Source organism: Pseudomonas siliginis, assembly GCF_024072275.1.
Classification (GTDB): Bacteria; Pseudomonadota; Gammaproteobacteria; order Pseudomonadales; family Pseudomonadaceae; genus Aquipseudomonas; species Aquipseudomonas siliginis.
Genome location: NZ_CP099598.1, coordinates 2,687,982 through 2,708,907, shown reverse-complemented (window position 1 = coordinate 2,708,907; position 20,926 = coordinate 2,687,982). Strand labels below are relative to the sequence as shown.

General features: G+C 59.1%; 17 protein-coding genes and 2 tRNA genes. 12 read left to right on the top strand and 7 right to left on the bottom strand.

Annotation, left to right across the window (positions count from 1 at the left end; translation table 11 throughout):
- Positions 1-226 precede the first annotated feature (226 nt).
- Positions 227-760: a GAF domain-containing protein gene (locus NF676_RS12575; protein ID WP_164488345.1), complete on the top strand. Its 534-nt coding sequence runs from the start codon at positions 227-229 to the stop codon at positions 758-760.
- 86 nt (positions 761-846) lie between these two features.
- Here NF676_RS12575 and NF676_RS12570 read toward each other — a convergent pair.
- From NF676_RS12570 to NF676_RS12545, 6 genes are all read right to left on the bottom strand, one after another.
- Positions 847-920, bottom strand: a tRNA-Cys gene (locus NF676_RS12570).
- 46 nt (positions 921-966) lie between these two features.
- A tRNA-Gly gene (locus tag NF676_RS12565) sits at positions 967-1,042 on the bottom strand.
- A gap of 60 nt (positions 1,043-1,102) precedes the next feature.
- On the bottom strand, positions 1,103-1,663 hold the full coding sequence (gene pgsA, locus NF676_RS12560; protein ID WP_041478738.1) for a CDP-diacylglycerol--glycerol-3-phosphate 3-phosphatidyltransferase: 561 nt from the start codon (positions 1,661-1,663) through the stop codon (positions 1,103-1,105).
- A gap of 32 nt (positions 1,664-1,695) precedes the next feature.
- Entirely contained in the window at positions 1,696-3,519 is a 1,824-nt protein-coding gene (uvrC, locus tag NF676_RS12555) for an excinuclease ABC subunit UvrC (protein ID WP_150635509.1), read from the bottom strand.
- A 2-nt stretch (positions 3,520-3,521) separates the two neighbouring features.
- Positions 3,522-4,163, bottom strand: coding sequence for a response regulator transcription factor GacA (gene gacA / locus NF676_RS12550; protein ID WP_024012761.1), 642 nt, complete (start codon positions 4,161-4,163; stop codon positions 3,522-3,524).
- Positions 4,164-4,290: 127 nt separating this feature from the next.
- On the bottom strand, positions 4,291-4,734 hold the full coding sequence (locus tag NF676_RS12545) for a GNAT family N-acetyltransferase (RefSeq protein WP_056785278.1): 444 nt from the start codon (positions 4,732-4,734) through the stop codon (positions 4,291-4,293).
- 605 nt (positions 4,735-5,339) lie between these two features.
- Between NF676_RS12545 and NF676_RS12540 the strand changes: the two genes are divergently transcribed.
- Positions 5,340-6,413: a 3-deoxy-7-phosphoheptulonate synthase gene (locus NF676_RS12540; protein ID WP_252887822.1), complete on the top strand. Its 1,074-nt coding sequence runs from the start codon at positions 5,340-5,342 to the stop codon at positions 6,411-6,413.
- A gap of 54 nt (positions 6,414-6,467) precedes the next feature.
- On the opposite strand, the gene NF676_RS12535 is transcribed toward NF676_RS12540, so the two are convergent.
- Positions 6,468-7,547 (bottom strand): hypothetical protein, encoded by a 1,080-nt coding sequence (locus NF676_RS12535; RefSeq protein WP_252887821.1) that lies wholly within the window; start codon positions 7,545-7,547, stop codon positions 6,468-6,470.
- A 334-nt stretch (positions 7,548-7,881) separates the two neighbouring features.
- On the opposite strand from NF676_RS12535, the gene NF676_RS12530 reads away from it, so the two are divergent.
- From NF676_RS12530 to NF676_RS12485, 10 genes are all read left to right on the top strand, one after another.
- Positions 7,882-8,751 carry an esterase/lipase family protein gene (locus tag NF676_RS12530; RefSeq protein WP_056786840.1) on the top strand — a complete coding sequence of 290 codons (870 nt, stop codon included), beginning with the start codon at positions 7,882-7,884 and terminating at the stop codon, positions 8,749-8,751.
- 95 nt (positions 8,752-8,846) lie between these two features.
- A complete protein-coding gene (locus NF676_RS12525) occupies positions 8,847-9,128 on the top strand; it encodes a peptidylprolyl isomerase (protein WP_041478733.1) in 282 nt (93 codons plus the stop codon).
- Between the two features lie 131 nt (positions 9,129-9,259).
- Positions 9,260-11,128 (top strand): extracellular solute-binding protein, encoded by a 1,869-nt coding sequence (locus NF676_RS12520; protein WP_252887820.1) that lies wholly within the window; start codon positions 9,260-9,262, stop codon positions 11,126-11,128.
- The gene (locus NF676_RS12515) at positions 11,128-12,189 is read left to right on the top strand and encodes a microcin C ABC transporter permease YejB (RefSeq protein ID WP_041478731.1); all 1,062 of its coding nucleotides are present in this window, start codon (positions 11,128-11,130) and stop codon (positions 12,187-12,189) included. Before NF676_RS12520 ends, NF676_RS12515 begins: the two co-directional genes overlap by 1 nt.
- Positions 12,189-13,211, top strand: a complete 1,023-nt coding sequence (locus tag NF676_RS12510; protein ID WP_041478730.1) for an ABC transporter permease — start codon at positions 12,189-12,191, stop codon at positions 13,209-13,211. Before NF676_RS12515 ends, NF676_RS12510 begins: the two co-directional genes overlap by 1 nt.
- A 9-nt stretch (positions 13,212-13,220) precedes the next feature.
- Positions 13,221-14,795: an ABC transporter ATP-binding protein gene (locus tag NF676_RS12505; RefSeq protein ID WP_252887819.1), complete on the top strand. Its 1,575-nt coding sequence runs from the start codon at positions 13,221-13,223 to the stop codon at positions 14,793-14,795.
- A gap of 133 nt (positions 14,796-14,928) precedes the next feature.
- Positions 14,929-16,344: a sigma-54 interaction domain-containing protein gene (locus NF676_RS12500; RefSeq protein WP_252887818.1), complete on the top strand. Its 1,416-nt coding sequence runs from the start codon at positions 14,929-14,931 to the stop codon at positions 16,342-16,344.
- 275 nt (positions 16,345-16,619) lie between these two features.
- Positions 16,620-18,011 carry a GntP family permease gene (locus NF676_RS12495; RefSeq protein ID WP_041478724.1) on the top strand — a complete coding sequence of 464 codons (1,392 nt, stop codon included), beginning with the start codon at positions 16,620-16,622 and terminating at the stop codon, positions 18,009-18,011.
- 7 nt (positions 18,012-18,018) lie between these two features.
- The gene (gene hbdH / locus NF676_RS12490) at positions 18,019-18,792 is read left to right on the top strand and encodes a 3-hydroxybutyrate dehydrogenase (RefSeq protein WP_071172267.1); all 774 of its coding nucleotides are present in this window, start codon (positions 18,019-18,021) and stop codon (positions 18,790-18,792) included.
- Positions 18,793-18,942: 150 nt separating this feature from the next.
- Positions 18,943-20,898 (top strand): acetoacetate--CoA ligase, encoded by a 1,956-nt coding sequence (locus tag NF676_RS12485; protein ID WP_252887817.1) that lies wholly within the window; start codon positions 18,943-18,945, stop codon positions 20,896-20,898.
- The last annotated feature ends 28 nt before the right edge of the window (positions 20,899-20,926 follow it).

Genomic DNA, 20,926 nt, shown 5'->3' with positions numbered 1-20,926 from the left:
GATGCTCACCATCACCTTGGCTGCACGGGTGACAGATGTTTCATCGATTGAGATTATGAGCAGGCAACCCAAGTCTGGACGGGATGTCTACGCTAAAGGTTGGCGCCGAAATCAATAATCAAAGGGTATCAGCACGCCCCCCTTCAACCACGATCACGCCTCACAGAACGTCACCAGAGCAGAGCTCAGGGATGTACAAGCAATCAGGAGATTTGATTCCATGCAAATGAGTGACACCGTTCTAAAAGCGTCTTTAAGCCAAGAGGAGCGCTCGGCGATCGCCGAGATCGAAGCGACCACCAATATCCTGCAGCTTGTCACCCGCCTGACCGGTACACGCTTTGCCGGAATCGCAAAATTCACGGAAACGGAATGGATCGTCTGTTCGGCATACGATCCGATTGAACTGGGAATAAACGTAGGCGATACGCTGGATCTGGAAACTACGCTCTGCAGTGAGTTTCGACGAAATCCTCAAGCCCTCTTCCTTCCACAAATCAGCAAGGATGGACGACTGTCGTCACGTCCTGTGGTGAAGCAGTATTCAATTGAAAGCTACGCAGGCGCGCCTGTTTTCCTGCCGGACGGAAGACTCTGGGGTGCCCTATGTGCTCTGGATTCAAGGGCCGTTCTGTTTGATAACCCGGATCTTGCGGACACACTGACGTTATTCGCACGCCTTATTGGCTGCATCTTTTTCTCGAATCTGACGGTGGAAGGTGCCAGCCATATCAAGACCGGGGCGTGTCTGACTGAGTGACCCTACTCAAACGATGCGGAACACCACACTTTTCCCACAAGCAACAAAAAACCCCGTAGATCATTGATCTACGGGGTTTTTGATAGTGGAGGCCGAGGTCGGAATCGAACCGGCGTAGGTGGATTTGCAATCCACTGCATAACCATTTTGCTACTCGGCCTCAAAGTATTTGCTGTCAGTAGCGCAACAACAAACACTGTACAAATTGGAGCGGGAAACGAGACTCGAACTCGCGACCCCGACCTTGGCAAGGTCGTGCTCTACCAACTGAGCTATTCCCGCTTGGTGTGGCGCATTCTATAGAATTAAGAAGCCCCGTCAACCCCTTGATTCAAAAAACTTTTATTTCTTTTCTACATCAGTCTTCAGGTGCGGCCAGGCGGCGCGAAGGTATTGAACCATCGACCACAGGGTCAGCCCTGCCGAGACGATCAGCAGCGTATAACCGAGCACGACCCAGAAGCTCAATGCCTTTGGATGAGCCAGCAGAATCACCAACGCGAGCATTTGCGCCGCTGTTTTCCATTTGCCGAGATTGGAAACGGCCACCTGTGCCCGGGCGCCGAGTTCGGCCATCCATTCGCGCAGCGCCGAAATCACGATCTCGCGACCGATGATGACTGCTGCGGGCAGCGTAAGCCAGAGATTGCCGTGTTCCTGCACCAGCAAGACCAGGGCAACAGCGACCATCAGCTTGTCGGCGACCGGATCGAGAAACGCCCCGAACGGTGTGCTTTGCTCCAGTCGGCGCGCCAGATAACCATCGAGCCAGTCGGTTGCAGCCGCAAAGGCAAAAACCGAAGCGGAGGCCATGTAACTCCATTGGTAAGGCAGATAGAACAGCAATATGAAGATCGGGATGAGCAGGACGCGTAGAACGGTAATCAGATTAGGGATATTCATCGGCACAACTGGCTACGAGGTGAAGGGGCATTCTACTCACTATGCAGGTTCGCATAAATCGACTCAGCGAGCTTTTTACTGATCCCCGGGGCTTTGGCGATCTCTTCGATGCTTGCACGAGACAGCTCCTGCAATCCACCAAAATGTTTCAATAGGTCACGGCGGCGCGTCGGCCCTACCCCTGCGACACCCTCAAGCGTCGAGGTTCGGCGGGTCTTGCCGCGACGGGCGCGATGCCCCGTAATTGCAAAGCGGTGTGCCTCATCGCGGATCTGCTGAATCAGGTGCAACGCGGGCGAATCGCCGCGCAAGGTGAACTCGTGCGCTGCATCATTCAGATACAACGTTTCGAAACCGGCCTTGCGCGTGGCGCCTTTGGCGACGCCCAACAGGATCAGATCCGGCACGGCCAGTTCGTTGAGCACATCGCGGGCCATCGACAATTGGCCCTTGCCACCGTCAACCAGCAGGATGTCCGGCAACTTGCCCTCTCCGTCCTTGAGTTTGCTGAACCTGCGGGTCAGCGCCTGGTGCATGGCCGCATAATCGTCGCCGGCAGTGACGCCTTCGATGTTGTAGCGGCGGTAATCCGACTTGATCGCGCCTTCCGGCCCGAACACCACGCAGGAGGCAACCGTCGCTTCGCCGCTGGAATGACTGATGTCGTAGCATTCCAAACGTTGCGGCGGCTCATCCAGATTCAGCACTTCGGCCAGCGCGTCGAATCGCGCGGCGGTGTGCTGACGGTTGGCCAGACGCGCGCCCAACGCTTGCTCAGCGTTGGTCACGGCCAGTTGCTGCCAGCGCGCACGGGTACCGCGCACCCGGTGACTGATGGCCAATTCGCGGCCGCGCAAGGTATGAATCCCTTCGATCAGCGCTGGAAAATCTTCGTGAACCACATTCACGATCAGTTCGCTCGGCAAATCGCGCTCGGGGCTGCTGATGTAGTACTGGCCGAGAAACGCCGCCATGACTTCGGAAACGTTTTCCTCGATGCCGACCTGCGGGAAAAAATTCTTGCTGCCCAGCACTCGCCCGCCGCGCACGCTGATCAGGTGAACACAGGCGCCGCCGGGGTTGACGAATGCGGCAATAACGTCGATATCGCCGGTTCCGCCTTCCATGCTCTGCTGGTCCTGTACCCGGCGCAGCAATCCGATCTGGTCACGCAATTCGGCCGCGCGCTCGAACTCGAGATTGATCGCTGCCTCTTCCATCGCCGTGGACAGCTCGTTGGTCAGCGCATGGCTGCGACCTTCGAGGAACATAACCGAGTGGCGTACGTCTTCGGCGTAGACGTCAGGCTCGACCAACCCCACGCACGGCGCCTTGCAGCGTTTGATCTGGTATTGCAGGCACGGACGGGTGCGGTTCCTGTAATAGCTGTCTTCGCACTGGCGAACGAAAAAGGTTTTTTGCAGGATGCTCAGGCTTTCGCGTATGGCACCGGCACTCGGATATGGGCCGAAATACTTGCCCTTGGCCTTTTTTGCCCCGCGATGGATGCTCAGGCGCGGAAACTGCCCGTCGGAGAGAAACACGTACGGATAGGATTTGTCGTCGCGCAGCAGGATGTTGTACGGCGGGCGCCACTCCTTGATCAGCGTCTGTTCCAGCAGCAGCGCTTCGGTTTCGTTGGCGGTGATGGTCGTCTCGACCTGAGCGATACGGCCGACCAGTGCGGCCGTCTTCGGCGCCAGCCCGGTCTTGCGAAAGTAGCTCGCCAGACGTTTCTTCAGGTTTTTCGCTTTGCCGACATAGAGCAGGCGCGCTTCGCTGTCGAACATGCGATAGACGCCGGGCCGACCGCTGACGGTCGACAGGAAAGCACTGGAATCAAATTTCTCGGTCATGGTCAGGCGCTGGCATCCACCATGCCGTGACGCACCGCGAGCAGTGTCAACTCGACGTCGCTGCTGATCGAAAGCTTCTCGAAAATGCGATAGCGGTAGGTATTCACGGTTTTCGGCGACAGGCACAACTTGTCGGAAATGATCTGGACCTTCTGGCAACCGACAATCATCAACGCAATCTGGATTTCCCGCTCGGACAACGCATCGAACGGCGAATCATTGGTGGGCTGGAATGATTTGATTGCCAACTGCTGAGCGATCTGCGGACTGATGTAACGCTGCCCGGCGAAGACCAGACGAATGGCCTGAACCATTTCCGGCAGACCCGCGCCCTTGGTCAGGTAACCAGCCGCCCCGGCCTGCAGCAAACGCGTCGGGAAAGGGTCTTCCTCGCACACCGTAACGGCAACCACCTTGATGTCCGGGTGGCTGCGCAGCAGCTTCCGCGTGGCTTCGAGGCCGCCAATGCCGGGCATCTTGACGTCCATGAGCACTACGTCAGGCTTCAATTCACGGGCCTTGATCAGGGACTCTTCACCTGACTCGGCCTGACCCACCACCTGCAGGCCATCGATATCGGCCAGCATTCGTGTAATGCCTGTGCGAACGAGATCATGGTCGTCGACCACTAGCACCCTAATCAAGCAGACACCTCGCGATATGGTCTTATTGGGATGCCGGACACCTTAGCAAAAAGTGCCAGACAGACCTAGCGGAAAGCCGCATTTAAAAAGTTTCAATTCATCATTCAGGGCTTGCCGGCTGTGGGTTTCAGAGCACAGCTGTACTCAAATCGAGCTGCATCCTGAGGAAACACTCATCCCTGCCCACGATGCGCAGTCCTTTGCGTGCATACAGTTCTTGCGCCCGGTTATTGTCAAACACTGTCAGTCGCAGTGCCGGTCGTCTTGCCTGACGAGCCATTTCGGTAACTTGACCAATGGCCCAGGAACCGGCGCCCTGCCCTTGCCAGAGATGATCAATCTGCAATTCGCGTATGTACAGCGCCCGCGCATCCTGGCTCAGACTGAAAAAACCGATCGCCAGTTCATCCTGGAGGATCATCCAGTTGTCACGATACTGCCAGCCTGCGTCGAACGCCTCGTCCTGCCACAACAGGTCGTGGTCAATGTAATAGCGCAGCATGTTGCGACAGGTCAGATCCCGCGCAAGAGCAAGATCATCACGGGTGGCATGCCGGATTCGATAACTCATTCAGCTTTCTCCATGACTGCAAAGTTGCCCTTCACCCGCATGGTTTGCCAGTGATAGGCGTTTCGAGCGGCGGGCAATAGCATTTTCTGATTGCTGATGCGTATCAGCGTCGAGTAAGCTCGGCGCATTCATCGGAGACAGCACATGTTCAACACCCTTCCACAGTCTTGCACCACCAGCGCCCTGCGCTCGGTCGCGGCTGCCCGGGTGAATCACACTTGCGCTCCTGACAATTTTTATTTTGGGTATTGGTTTAGCCACTGGCGCGCCTGATACCCAAACGGCGCCCATGATAACGGGTCGCCTACCAGAGATTTCTCAACCCCCGGTCGGCCTCCCGACCGGGGGTTTTGTTTTTTCAGGCCCATCACTTTCAGCGACACACCACATTTCGAGGATTACACCATGAACCACGCCACTTATTACCGTTACGACAGCTTTAGCGCCTGGCGATTTACCAGCCTCCGCTCGGGACAGCCTGCCGCCTCCGATCGGTCACCCACAGGTGGCAAACACACATGCCTAGCCAGTACGGCCATTTGTCGAACACCCCAGTAGGGCCGAGTGCGCGGGAAAAACCCGCCATCCGCCCAGGAAGACCGAACATGAACTCTTCAGTTTCCGCTTTGCCGCTGTCCACCCTCGATTCTGCCAACGAAGCACTGACCCTGCGTCTGCCCAGCTCGTTGCAGCTCAAACAGCAATTGCCGCTCAGCCATTCCCTGCATCAACAGGTCAACACTCATCGCCAGGCGGTGCGCGCCATCCTTGACGGTGAAGACCCACGCCTGCTGGTCATCGTTGGCCCCTGCTCTATCCATGATCCGCAATCAGCAATCGAATACGCCAGCAAACTCGCTCGCCTGGCCGAGGATGTCAGCAGTGAAATGCTGCTGGTGATGCGCGCCTACGTCGAAAAGCCGCGTACGACAGTTGGCTGGAAAGGTCTGGCCTACGATCCGCATCTGAACGGCACTGACGACATGGCTACCGGCCTGACGCTGTCGCGCGAACTGATGCTGGAAATGATCCAGCTCGGACTACCGGTCGCTACCGAACTCCTGCAACCCATGGCCGCCAGCTACTTTGATGACCTGCTGAGCTGGGTGGCCATTGGAGCCCGCACCACCGAGTCGCAGATCCACCGCGAAATGGCCAGTGGCTTGAACATGCCCGTGGGCTTCAAGAACGGCACCGACGGCGGCGCCGCCATTGCTGTCGACGCCATGCGCTCGGCAGGCCATCCGCATCGGCACTTCGGCGTGGACAGCCAAGGGCATCCAGCGATCGTGCAGACAGCCGGCAACGCTGACACCCACATTGTGCTGCGCGGTGGCCATCAAGGGCCAAACTACGACGCAACCAGCGTAGCCAACATCAGCGCCGAACTCAGCCGACTGAAGATTCCCAGCCGGATCATGGTCGATTGCAGCCATGCCAACAGCGGCAAGGATCCCCTGCGCCAGCCAGCCGTCTTCAACGAGGTGCTTGAACAACGCCTGCGTGGCAACCACTCGCTGATCGGCGCGATGCTGGAATCTCATCTGTTCGAAGGCTGCCAGCCGCTGAGCACCTCTCTACGCTACGGCGTATCGATCACTGATGGCTGCCTCGGCTTTGACGCAACGGAACATTTGCTGACCGACGCCGCACGGCGCCTCGCTAACGCCAGGGCCTGATCGCAGATCGCCCTCCCGTTCCATACGAAGCGCGGAGGGCCGACCTTCCCCGGGTTATGCCACTATGCTGATCCGCCTCACGGCAGATTGCTGACTGGTATCGTCCAGACGTTCGATGGTGTAGGCAATCTCCACCGTCGTGCCGTGGTGCTCGCGCCAGAACCGATGGGGAACAATGAAACTCACCGGTTGCCCGGCCGTCTCCCGAGTGATTTCAAGATCATCGCGATGACTGAAAAAATCACCATCGCACTTGAGATAGACCAACTCGTCTTCCTGCACCAGCGGGTCTTCAATCAGAATGGAAACCCCCTCTATCGAGTCCTTCACCGACAGCACATCATCGATCGCCCCAACAATATCCGGCGCGGCCAGTTCAGCACGCACTGCCGGCCCAATGAAAACCGTCGCAGGCTCCGAGGTTCGGATGGCTCCACAGCGCTGTTCAACACGGTAGGCGACCACCACCTCGCCACCACGATGCGCTTCGACGTAGCTGGCCGGCACCCAGAAGGACAGGCTTTGCGCGACGGCGCAGGCCTCGACCTTCAACGAGTCGGTGAATATTTCAGGCGAAGCATCTCCATGCCACGACAGCATGATCCGGTCGCCCGCTGACATCCGAGCGTAAGGCTGCAGGGTCACCAAGGTGCCTTCGACCACTCGCGACGGCTCCAGCGCTCCGTTTACAGCGCCTTCTATTTGCGGCGCCAACAGATGCGGTCCAACGTCCCCGACAGACAGTTGCAGGCGAGCAGATTCCACTGCCTTGGGTGCGGACGCACTTTGCAGTGTCCAGTAAACCTCCAGCGAGCCCCCGTCCAGCGCAGCGACATGCATCGCCTTGATGACGAAGATGACGTCTTTGCCAACCTGGACCTGGCTGATGAATCGAACACTCTCGTATTGATAGGCAAAGCCTTCGATATCCAGCCCCTCCCAAGACAGCACGATCTGATCGCCGCAGCTCATGTTGGCATAAGGGGAAATGCGAACGATGGCCTTGGCCAGCGAAGGATCCAACACGCTCCCTTGGAGCCCGTCAATCGTTGGCGCGACCAGAGGTTCCATAGACACTTCGGCATCCATCGGCTGGCGCATCCGCCAGCAAAACTCGATTTCATGGCTATTCATTTTCGCTTCCACTCCCTGGAAAACGTGCCGCCCCGAATGACGACACTGACATCTACATTGAGGACCTCTTTGAACATTCCGGATGTCAGCCGAATCCACCGCGACAACGGCGTAACCGCTACTCGCAAAGTAGGCAACAGCAGAGGTCACGCGGTTATGCCGACAAACGACCCACTGAACTTCCGATTCGGATTTCACAGCTCTCCGAAATTTCGTACGCCTCGTAGTCCATTTTCAAACGCAATGTGAAGCCTCTTCGTACTTCTTCAACGGGATGAGTGTTTTAGAGTGGCCCGGTGATTTCCCGATGAACTTCTACGAAAAAGGTAAGAACATGCAACGGAATGCTACAACTCGTTATCCCATCCTGTTGGTCCACGGTCTGTTCGGGTTCGAGCATATCGGTCATTTCGAGCTGTTCCATGACGTCAAGTCCGCGCTGAAAACCGCCGGATGTCGATTGTTTGTTCCACACCTTTCGGCCACCCACGACAATGAAAAGCGGGGTGAGCAATTGCTGTCACAGATTGCTTGCGTGCTACGAGGCACAGGCGCGAAGAAAGTCAACCTCATAGGACACAGTCAAGGCGCACTCGCTGCACGCTATGCGGCGGCGCTTGCACCAGACGTCGTCGCTTCGGTCACCTCCGTCAGTGGCCCGAACCATGGCTCGGAGCTCGCCGACTTCCTGCGCAGGGCACTGATTCCGGGCAAGCTTCCCGAAGCCGTCGCACAGAATGTCGCAACGCACTTCGCCGACTTACTGTCGCTACTGAGCGGCAGCGCGACATTGCCGCAGAATGCGTTAGCCGCACTCAACGCATTGACCACGGTCGGCGTCGGTCAATTCAATGACAAATTTCCCCAGGGACTGCCGCAAACCTGGGGCGGGCATGGTCCTGAGCAAGTCAACGGCGTGCGCTACTACTCGTGGAGCGGGGTTGTTGCGCAATCCACGTTGCCAGTGCTGGATCCGGTTCAAGCAACCTGCCGGGTCCTGTCGCAATATTTCACCACCGAACCCCAGCAGAATGATGGTTTCGTCGGACGCTTCAGTAGCCATCTCGGCCAAGTGATCCGTTCCGATTACCCAATGGATCATTTGGCCAGCCTGCGGCGGAGCGCGGGCACAAAAGCGCCCTCGCCGGATCCGATCGACCTGTACGTCGAACATGCCCAGCGTCTGCAAGCGGCGGATCTATGAATCGGGCAAGGAACGCAGAATGGAACTTTGCCGAGAATTCGCCGACTGATTCCGGTACGCTCCACCTTTTATTGAAACAGTTCGGAGAATTCCCCATGGCCAAAGCCACTGCCCGCCACATCCTGGTTTCCAGCGAAGACAAGTGCAACGAACTCAAGGCTCAGATCGAAGCCGGCGCCGATTTCGCTGAAGTCGCCAAAGCCAACTCCACCTGCCCGTCCAGCCGTCAGGGCGGCGATCTGGGCTCGTTCGGTCCAGGCCAGATGGTCAAGGAATTCGACACCGTGGTATTCAGCGCGCCGATCAACGTCGTGCAAGGCCCGGTAAAAACCCAGTTCGGTTATCACCTGCTGGAAGTCACCAGCCGTCAGGACTGATTCGTCGTCCGATTGCTGACAACGGCCCGCCTTCTGGTGGGCCGTTGTGTTTCAGTTACACATACGGCTGGCGAGTGGCGCGCGGCTCGCGTACAACTTGCGCTTATCGATTTTGCGTTCCAAGGCTGACGATGCGACTGGTTTTTCCCACACTGATGCTCACCGCCCTCGCCTTTCTCATTGGCGCCGCTGGCGTGAACGCTGCCCCGCAACACGCACTGACCGTTTACGGCGAACCGGCCAAATACCCCGCCGGTTTCAGCCATTTCGACTACACCAATCCGCAAGCGCCGAAGGGCGGGACGATGCGGCGCTCGGCCATCGAGATCGGCCACTTCGACCATTTGCTGCCTTATATAGACAAAGGCATCGGCGTGACGCAGATCGACGGCCTGCTGTACTCGCCGCTGGCCCAACGCTCGCTGGACGAGCCTTACACCGTCTATGGTCTGGTTGCGCAGAAGATGGAACGTTCGGACGACGGTCTTTCGCTACGTTTCTTCATCAACCCGAAGGCGCGCTTTGCCGATGGCAAACCGATTACCGCCGAAGACGTGCGCTACACCTACAACCTGCTGATGACCCAGGGCAGCCTGCGTTATCGCACCCAGTTTGCCGACGTCAAAGGCGTCGAAATCGAGGCACCGCTGACCGTGCGCTTCGACTTCAAAAGCAACGAAAACCGAACTTTGCCGCTGGACATCGCGACCTTGCCGGTATTCCCCGAACACTGGTGGAAGAGCCGCGATTTCGCCGGCGGCGGTGGTTATGAACCGCCGCTGGGCAGCGGGCCGTACCGGGTTGGCAAGGTCGACTCCGGGCGCAGTATCACGTTCGAACGCAATGGCGACTGGTGGGGCAAGGACCTGCCGGTCAGCCGCGGCCTGTACAACTTCGACCATTTCAGCATCGAGTATTTCGGCGACACCGATGTCGCCCGCCAGGTGCTGCGTGGTGGCGCCTATGACTACAACCGCGAGTTTTCCGCGACCGGCTATTCGATCGGCTACGACAGCCCTGCCCTCAGCGATGGCCGTTTGCAGAAAGCCCACCTCGCCACTGAAGCGCCGCAATCGGCCCAGGGTTTCGTGTTCAACCTGCAAAAGCCGATGTTCCAGGACCGCCGCGTGCGCCAGGCACTGGCGATGCTCTGGGATTTCGAATGGAGCAACCGGCAGATGATGCGTAACGTCTATATCCGCCAGCAGAGTTACTTCTCCAACACCGACCTCGCCGCCCGACAGTTGCCCGACGCACAGGAACTGAAAATCCTTGAACCACTGCGCGATCAGATTCCCGAAGAAGTGTTCACTGAAGTCTTCGAAGCGCCGAAGACCGATGGCAGCGGCATCATCCGTGACAAGCAGTTGCAAGCCCTGCAACTGCTCGAGCAGGCCGGCTGGAAACCGGATGGCGACCAGTTGGTCAATAGCGCCGGCGAACCGCTGAGCTTCACTTTTCTGGTCAGCCAGAATGGCATGGATCGCCTGCTGTTGCCTTACAAGCGCACGCTGAAACAGATCGGCATCGAGCTCAATATCCGCCGCATCGACGCCTCGCAATACGTCAATCGCCTGATGAGCCGCGACTACGACATGATCGTCACCGGCTATCCCGTTACCACTTCTCCGGGTGGGGAATTGCTCAACTACTTCGGCTCGGCAGCGGCCAACGATCCGGGCGCAAACAACTACATGGTGCTGAAAAATCCGGCAGTCGACACTTTGATCAACGGCCTGATCCGCGCCTCGACCCAATCAGACATGCTGCATTACGCCCATGCGCTGGACCGGGTGCTGCAATGGAACTATTACTGGATTCCCAACTATTACCCGCCGGGCACCTCGACCGTGTGGTGGAACCGCTTCGGCATTCCCACGGTGCAGGCGAGCAATGACGAAGCCATCGAGAGCTGGTGGGAAATCAGCCGCACGCCGCTGACCAATCAGCAAATGACCGCCGAGAAAATCAGTCGCAGCAGACCCGGAGGGCCGCACTGATGTGGGGTTACATACTGCGGCGCCTGCTGCTGATCATTCCGACGCTGGTGATCATCCTGCTGGTCAATTTCGTGATCATTCAGGCCGCGCCCGGCGGACCAGTGGAACAGGCCATCGCCCACCTGCAAGGCATTGGCGGCGCCAGTGTCGGCGGCGGTGCCAGCGAGACCTCGAGCACTGCCTCGCGCGCCAGCCGTGGCCTCGATCCGCAGCTGATCAAGGACATCGAAAAGCAGTATGGCTTCGACAAACCGGCCCACGAGCGTCTGTGGCTGATGCTGAAGAATTACGCGCAACTGGACTTCGGCAAGAGCTTCTTCCGTGGCGCGACAGTCACCGACCTGATTCTGGAAAAAATGCCGGTGACCATTTCGCTCGGGCTGTGGGCGACGCTGATCACCTATCTCGTGTCGATCCCGCTGGGCATCCGCAAGGCTGTGCACCACGGCAGCCATTTCGATATCTGGAGCAGCACGGCGATCATCATCGGTTACGCCATGCCGGCGTTTCTGTTCGCGATGTTCCTGATCGTCGTATTCGCCGGCGGCACTTCGCTGAACTGGTTTCCGGTGCGCGGGCTGGTGTCGGACAACTTCGAATCGCTGTCGACACTGGGCAAGATCGCCGATTACTTCTGGCATCTGGTGCTCCCGGTCACGGCGCTGGTGATCGGTGGATTCGCGACGCTGACGATCCTTACAAAAAACTCGTTCCTCAATGAAATCACCCGACAGTACGTAGTAACGGCCCGCGCCAAAGGCTTGAGCGAACGCCGCGTGCTGTACGGGCACGTGTTTCGCAATGCCATGCTGTTGGTGGTCTCGGGGATACCTCAGGCGTTCATCAGTGTGTTCTTCGCCGGCTCGCTGCTGATCGAGGTGATCTTCTCCCTCGATGGCCTTGGGCGCATGAGTTACGAAGCAGCGGTATCACGGGATTATCCGGTGGTGTTCGGTTCACTGTTCATCTTCACCCTGTTCGGCCTGCTGATAAAACTGATCGGCGACCTGTGCTACACCCTGGTCGACCCGCGTATCGACTTCGCCGCGAGGAATGCCTGATGTTCAAGCTCTCGCCTTTGGGTCGTCGCCGTTTCGAACGTTTCAAGAAAAACCGTCGTGGCTGGTGGTCGCTGTGGCTGTTCATCGGCCTGTTCATCCTGACGCTGGGTGGCGAGTTGATCGCCAACGACAAACCGTTGATGGTCAGTTATCAGGGCCAGTGGTACTTCCCGGTGTTCAAGCGCCATACCGAACAGGAGTTCGGCGGGCAACTGCCGTTTCAGGCCGATTATCGCAGCGAGTACGTGCAGAATCTGATTCGCAAGGACGGCGGCTGGTTGCTGTTCCCGCCGATTCCGTTCAGCGATGACACGCCCAACTATGACCTGAACAAACCGGCGCCGAGCCCACCAACTTCGGTGAACTGGCTGGGCACCGACGATCAGGCGCGCGATGTGCTGGCGCGGGTCATCTTTGGCGCTCGGGTGTCGATTCTGTTTGCCTTGATGCTGACATTTGTCAGTGCGCTGATCGGTATCGCCGCCGGCGCATTGCAGGGGTATTACGGTGGCTGGGTCGACCTGCTCGGACAACGCGTGCTGGAGGTATGGTCGGGGCTGCCGGTGTTGTATCTGCTGATCATCCTCTCCGGGTTCGTCGAGCCGAATTTCTGGTGGCTGCTGGGGATCATGGCGCTGTTTTCCTGGTTGGCGCTGGTGGACGTGGTGCGCGCCGAGTTCCTGCGCGGGCGCAATCTGGAGTACGTCAAAGCCGCACGTGCCCTGGGCCTGACTGACCGCAAGGTGATCTTCCGGCACATCCTGCCCAACGCAATGAATGCGACGCTCAGCTACCTGCCGTTCATTTTGACCGGGGCGATTTCGACGCTGACCGCGCTGGATTTCCTCGGCTTCGGCATGCCGGCCGGCAGCGCTTCGCTGGGCGAACTGATCGGTCAGGGCAAGCAGAACCTGCAAGCACCGTGGCTCGGGTTGACCGCGTTCTTTACCCTGGCGCTGATCCTCTCCTTGTTGGTATTCATCGGCGAAGCGTTACGTGACGCTTTTGACCCTCGATCCTGAAGCGTGACCATGACTGAAAACCTGATTGAAATCCGCAACCTCAATGTCGCCTTCCATGGTCAGACTGTGGTGCGTGACCTGTGCCTGGATATCCGCCCCGGTGAGTGCCTGGCTCTGGTCGGCGAATCGGGCTCGGGGAAATCGGTGACCGCGCATTCGATCCTGCAACTGCTGCCTGAGGGCGAGGCGCAAACCCGTGGCAGCATCCGCTATCGCGGGCAGGAACTGCTCGGTGCTGATCCGAAGGTCTTGCGAGAACTGCGCGGCAATCGCATCGCCATGATCTTTCAGGAGCCAATGACCTCGCTCAATCCATTGCACACCATTGAAAAGCAGATCGGCGAAACCCTGTTGCTGCACCGCGGCCTCGGCGGCAAGCAAGCGCAGCAGCGCATTCTCGAATTGCTCGGACTGGTCGGCATTCAAAAGCCCAAGGAACGGTTGAAAGCCTATCCGCATCAGCTCTCTGGCGGGCAACGGCAACGGGTGATGATCGCCATGGCCCTGGCCTGCGAACCGGAGTTGTTGATTGCCGACGAGCCGACCACGGCGCTGGATGTCACCGTGCAGCGCAAGATTCTCTTGCTGCTCAAGTCCCTGCAACAGCGGCTCGGCATGTCGCTGCTGCTGATCAGTCACGATCTCAACCTGGTGCGCAGCATCGCGCAGCGGGTGTGTGTGATGAAGGCTGGCGAGATCGTCGAGCAGGCACCCTGCGAAACCCTGTTCACCGAACCCAAACACCCTTACAGCTGCGTGCTGTTGAACGCTGAGCCGGAAGGTGAAGCCCTGCCCCGTGACGAACGTGAAAATGTGCTGGAAGTCGCTGACCTGCGCGTCGATTTCCAGGTCGGCGGCGGGCTGTTCAGGCGCAAGCAGTATCTGCGCGCAGTCGATGGCATCAGTCTGAATATTCAGCGCGGCAAGACCTTGGGCATTGTTGGCGAATCCGGTTCGGGCAAGTCGACGCTGGGTCAGGCGATCCTGCGCTTGCTGGATTCCGAGGGCAGCATTCGCTTTCAGGGCGAAGCGCTGGACGGCCTCAATCAAAAGCAGCTGCGGCCGTGGCGGCGGCAGATGCAGGTGGTGTTTCAGGACCCGTTTGGCAGCCTGAGCCCGCGCATGTCGGTGGCACAGATCATCAGCGAAGGTCTGGAAGTGCATTGCGAGTCGACCGCTAATGAATGTGATGAGCAAGTGATTCGCGTGCTCAAGGAAGTCGGCCTCGACCCGGAAAGCCGCCATCGCTACCCGCATGAATTTTCCGGCGGCCAACGCCAACGCATCGCCATCGCCCGGGCTCTGGTGCTCAAACCCGCGCTGATCCTGCTCGATGAGCCAACCTCCGCACTTGACCGCACCGTGCAGAAACAAGTGGTCGCCCTGCTCCGTGATCTCCAGGAGAAATACGGTTTGACCTACCTGTTTATCAGCCATGATCTGGCGGTGGTGCGCGCTTTGGCACACTACATGATCGTGATCAAGGACGGTCAGGTGGTCGAGCGTGGTGCCAGTCACGACGTATTTGACAACCCGCAGCATCCCTACACCAAAGAGCTGTTGGCGGCGGCGCATCCGGGGTAGGTTTTTTTCTGCTAATTCGCGGCGCGGCATTCGCGAGCAGGCTCGCTCCCACATTTGGAATGCAGGCCCCTGTGAGAGCGAGCCTGCTCGCGAAGGGATCGGTACCGGCAACAAACAATCAGGATCAGCCTCCATGAACACCACCGAAAGCCTCAAGGACTACCAACGGGTACGCACCCTGGCGATCCGTTCGCTGTTCGAGATCATCGAGCAATCCAGCGAAGGCACGGTGATTGTCGATCGCGATGCGAACATCGTCTGGATGAACGAACGCTATGCCCGGCGCTTTGGTCTCGAATCGGCGGCAGGCGCTATCGGCAAGCCCTGCGAAAGCGTGATCCCCGGCAGCCTGCTGCGCGAGGTGGTGCGCACCGGTCGGCCGATTCTGCTGGACATGCAGGACACGCCAAAGGAGCCGCTGGTGGTGATGCGCCTGCCGATCCACGACGATGCAGGCAGCGTGATCGGCGCCATCGGTTTTGCCCTGTTCGACGAGTTGCGCACGCTGTCGCCGATGCTCAAGCGTTACCTGAGCATGCAGGAGGAACTGGCCTCGACCCGCTCACTGCTGCGTGCGCGGCAGACCAAATACAACTTCGCCCACTTCATCGGTACCAGCGCTGCCAGCCTCGAAGTCAAACGACGTGCGCGACGAAGCGCCAGCGCTGATTCGCCCGTGTTGCTGCTGGGAGAAACCGGCACTGGCAAAGAGTTACTCGCACAAGCCATTCACAGCGCTTCGCCGCGCGCGCACAAAGCCTTCGTCAGTATCAACAGCGCGGCAATTCCAGAGGCGCTGCTGGAAGCCGAATTTTTCGGCACGGCACCCGGCGCCTTCACCGGCGCTGACCGCAAGGGCCGCACCGGTAAATTACAAATCGCTCAGGGTGGCACACTGTTTCTCGACGAGATCGGCGATATGCCGCTACCGCTGCAAAGCAAACTGTTGCGCGTGTTGCAGGAAAAGGAGTTCGAGCCGGTCGGCTCCAATGAAGTGATTCAGAGCGATGTGCGGGTAATCGCCGCGACGTCGACGGATTTGCAGGCAGCGATCAAGCGCGGCGAATTTCGCGCCGATTTGTACTACCGCCTCAATGTGCTGCCGATCCAGGTGCCGCCGCTGCGCGAACGTCTCGATGATCTGCCGGCGCTGAGCGAGGCGATTCTCGAAGAACTGCGCAGCCAGCATGAACTGCACCGCGATGCGCTGGCGTTGCTCGGCCAGCATGCCTGGCCGGGCAACATCCGTGAGTTGCGCAATGTGCTGGAGCGGGCGGCGTTGCTCAGTGATGATCTGATGCTGACTGAGCAGGATATTCGCGGCGCGATTGGCACGTTTACTCCGGTTGAGCGAACGTCCGAGCCGAGCACGCACGCATCGGCTCGGGATACATTCGCGCAGGCGCGGGCGCGCTTTGATCGGCAGTTGATCGAATCGACCCTGGCGCAATGCGCGGGGAAAGTGCCGGAGGCTGCGGCTCGGTTGGGGCTGGGCCGTTCGACGCTGTACAAGAAAATGGCTGCGCTGGGGATTGCCGAGTCTACATAAAGAGATATCGAATCTCTGTATGAAGACAAAACAAAAGCTTCGCGAGCAGGCTCGCTCCCACAGGGGAATGCATGTCAAATGTGGGAGCGAGCCTGCTCGCGAAGGCTCCGGCCCATTCAAAGAAAATCTCAACTAAGAGACAAAAACAGCTTCGAGAACTCGACCGAGATCTAATTTCCTTATATTTCAAACAGTTAGAAGATTGGCACAAATCTCGCTAACCCACTCTCCACACCCGTTTCACCCACAAAAATAACAATCTGGAGAGACACACCATGAGTGTGATCATTGCCTTGGCAGCCCTGACGCTGCTGATGCTCGCCGCCTACCGTGGCTACAGCGTCATCCTCTTCGCCCCGATCGCTGCTCTCGGCGCGGTGCTGCTGACCGATCCGTCCGCCGTTGCCCCCGCGTTCACCGGGGTGTTCATGGACAAGATGGTCGGTTTCATCAAGCTCTACTTCCCGGTATTCCTGCTCGGCGCGGTGTTCGGCAAGCTGATCGAGCTGTCGGGTTTCTCACGCTCGATCGTGGCCGCTGCGATTCGACTGCTCGGCACCAGACAAGCAATGCTGGTGATCGTGCTCGTGTGCGCCCTGCTCACTTATGGCGGCGTGTCGTTGTTCGTCGTTGTCTTCGCCGTTTATCCGTTTGCAGCGGAGATGTTCCGCCAGAGCAATATCCCCAAGCGTTTGATTCCGGCGACCATTGCCCTCGGTGCATTCTCGTTCACCATGGACGCCCTGCCCGGCACGCCGCAGATCCAGAACATCATTCCCAGCACCTTCTTCAACACCACCGCATGGGCGGCGCCGTGGCTGGGTGTGATCGGCACGATTTTCGTGTTCTGCGCCGGCATGCTGTTTCTGCAGCGCCAACGCAACAAGGCGCAACGTGCCGGCGAAGGCTACGGCACTGAACTGCGCAACGAACCGGAAACTGCCGAAGACCTGAAGCTGCCCAACCCGTGGATTGCCCTGTCGCCATTGCTGGCCGTGGGCATCATGAACCTGCTGTTCACCCAGTGGATTCCGCAGTGGTATGGCAAGACCCACAGCCTCGCACTGCCGGGCATGGCCGCGCCGGTCACTACCGAAATCGCCAAGCTCACGGCGATCTGGGCGGTGCAGGCGGCGTTGCTGGTCGGCATCCTTATGGTGCTGGCGTTCGGCTTTAAGGCGATTAAAAGCAAGCTCGCCGAAGGCAGCAAAAGCGCGGTCAGCGGTGCGTTGCTCGCGGCCATGAATACGGCGTCGGAATACGGCTTTGGTGCGGTAATCGCTTCGCTGCCGGGCTTTTTGGTGCTGGCCGACTGGCTCAAGCAGATTCCCAATCCGTTGGTCAACGAAGCGATCACCGTGACGCTGCTCGCCGGCATCACCGGTTCGGCCTCGGGCGGCATGAGCATTGCGCTGGCGGCGATGTCCGAGCAGTTCATCAGCGCGGCGCACGCGGCGAATATCCCGCTGGAAGTGCTGCACCGCGTGGCCGCGATGGCCAGTGGCGGCATGGACACCCTGCCGCACAACGGCGCGGTGATCACCCTGCTGGCGGTGACCGGATTGACCCACCGCGAAGCCTACAAAGACATTTTCTGTATTACGCTGATCAAGACCCTCGCGGTTTTCGTGGTGATCGGCACTTTCTACGCCACTGGCATTGTGTGAGGTATTCATGACCACTCTTTCCGGCAAGACAGCTTTGGTGACCGGCTCCACCAGCGGTATCGGCCTGGGCATCGCGCTGACTCTCGCGAAAGCTGGCGCCAACCTGATTCTCAATGGCTTCGGCGATGCTTCGAAGGTGATCGCCGAAGTCGCTCAGTTCGGCGGCAAGGTCGGCCATCATCCCGCCGATGTCAGCGACCCGGCGCAGATTGCCGACATGGTCGCCTACGCCGAGCGCGAGTTTGGCGGCGTCGACATTCTGGTCAACAACGCTGGCATTCAACACGTTGCGGCGGTAGAAGAGTTTCCGGTTGAGCGCTGGGATTCGATCATTGCGATCAACCTGTCATCGGTGTTCCACAGCACCCGTTTGAGTCTGCCGGGCATGCGCCGCAAGAACTGGGGGCGCATCATCAATATCGCCTCGGTACATGGCCAGGTCGGCTCCACCGGCAAAGCCGCGTACGTCGCCGCCAAGCATGGCGTGATCGGCCTGACCAAAGTGGTCGGGCTGGAAACCGCGACCAGCAATGTCACCTGCAATGCGATCTGTCCGGGCTGGGTGTTGACGCCGCTGGTGCAGAAGCAGATCGACGATCGCGCGGCCAAGGGGGTCGATCCGCAGCAGGCGCAGCATGATCTGCTGGCGGAAAAACAGCCCTCGCTGGAGTTTGTCACACCGCAGCATCTGGGTGAGTTGGTGCTGTTCTTGTGCAGCGAAGCCGGCAGCCAGGTGCGCGGCGCGGCGTGGAACATTGATGGTGGCTGGCTGGCGCAATAAACACCTGGCCATTGTGGGAGCGAGCCTGCTCGCGAATGCGGTTTATCAGACACAGTTCGGGATACTGAGACAACGCTTTCGCGAGCAGGCTCGCTCCCACAGGGAATGATCTCCCTGGCCTGTACGAATCCGATAAGAAGAGGCAAGCCCATGTCCGACATTCTCTGGCAACCCGACACCCAGCGTATCGCCGGTTCGCGTATGGATGCCTTCCGGCGCGATATCAATCAGCGGCATTCGCTCAAGCTCGACGGCTACCCTGCCCTGCACCAATGGAGCATCGATCAGCGCCCGGCGTTCTGGCAGGCGATCGTCGATTTCTTCGACATCCGCTTCCACACTCAGCCCGACGCCGTCTTGCGTGAAGGTGCAGAAATGCCCAGCGCCGAGTGGTTCCCCGGCGCGACCCTGAACTTCGCCGAACACCTGTTGCGCCGACGCGACGATGCCGTGGCCGTGGTCGCAGTTGCAGAGAATGGTCAGCGCGAACAACTGACCTGGGCCGAGCTGGCCGAACAGGTCGCCGGGTTTCAGGCGAGCCTGCGCGCGGCGGGCGTTGGCCGGGGTGATCGCGTGGCGGCGTGCATGCCCAACACCTGGCAAACCCTGGTGGCGATGCTGGCCACTACCAGCCTCGGCGCGATCTGGTCCTGCTCGTCGCCCGACTTCGGCACCCACGGCGTGATCGATCGCTTTGGCCAGATCGAACCGAAAGTGCTGCTCACCTGTGCCGGTTATCAATACGCCGGAAAAACCCTGGATCAGACCGCCAAGCTCAACGAAATCCTTGCACAACTGCCGTCACTGCAGCAGTTGATCATCGTCCCGTACGCCCTTCCGCAAGCGCGCATCGAGGATTATCAAACCCACGCTGATGTCTGCTTGTGGGAAGACTTCTATCAACCCGGCGGCGAACCGGTTTTCACCCCGGTGCCGTTCAATCATCCGCTCTACGTGCTGTACTCCAGCGGCACCACTGGCGTGCCGAAATGCATCGTCCACAGCACCGGCGGCGTGCTGCTGCAACACGTCAAGGAACATGGTTTGCACTGCGACCTCGGTCCCGGTGATCGCTTGTTCTATTACACGACCTGCGGCTGGATGATGTGGAACTGGCTGGTTTCAGCGCTCGCGGTTGGCAGCGCCGTGGTGCTCTACGACGGCTCGCCGTTCCACCCGGATCACCAGCGCCTGCTCGACCTGATCGACGATGAACGCATCAGCGTGTTTGGCACCAGTCCGAAATTCCTCGCGACGCTGGAAAGCAGCGGCGCCAAGCCCCGCGAAAGTCATGACTTGAGTAGTTTGAAAACCCTGCTGTGCACAGGCTCGGCTTTGTCACCGCAAAGCTACGATTTCGTTTATCGCGACTTCAAAACCGAGGTGTGTCTGGCCTCGATGTCCGGTGGCACCGACATCGTTTCATGCTTCGTCAATGGCAATCCGCTGTCAGCGGTACGGCGCGGGGAAATCATGGGCAAGAGCTTGGGCATGGCCGTCGAGGTGTGGAACGACGCTGGCCAGCCGGTGATCGGTGAGAAAGGTGAACTGGTCTGCACGCGGCACTTCCCGGCGATGCCGATCGGCTTGTGGAATGACCCCGACGGCTCAAAACTGCACCAGTCTTATTTCAGCCAGTTCCCCGGTGTATGGGCGCAGGGTGATTACGCCGAGCAATTGTCCGGTGGCGCAATGATGATCCATGGCCGTTCGGATGCGGTGTTGAATCCGGGCGGCGTGCGCATCGGCACGGCGGAGATTTATCGGCAGGTCGAGAAAATCAGTGAAGTGCTGGACAGCGTCGCCATCGGTCAGCAATGGCAGGAGGATGTGCGCGTCGTGTTGTTCGTGCGTTTGCGCGACGGCGTCGAGCTGGATGAAGGGCTTGAACAGCGAATCCGCGAAGTGATCCGCGCCAATACCACACCCAGGCATGTTCCCGCACGCATCGTCGCAGTAACCGATATACCGCGCACCATCAGCGGCAAAGTCGTGGAGCTGGCGGTGCGCGATGTCGTGCATGGGAGGCCAGTGAAAAATACCGACGCACTGGCCAATCCCGAAGCGCTGGAGCAGTTTCGGGATCGGCGGGAACTGGCCGAGTGAAGCAGGCACTGGCGTTTCACCTGACAGG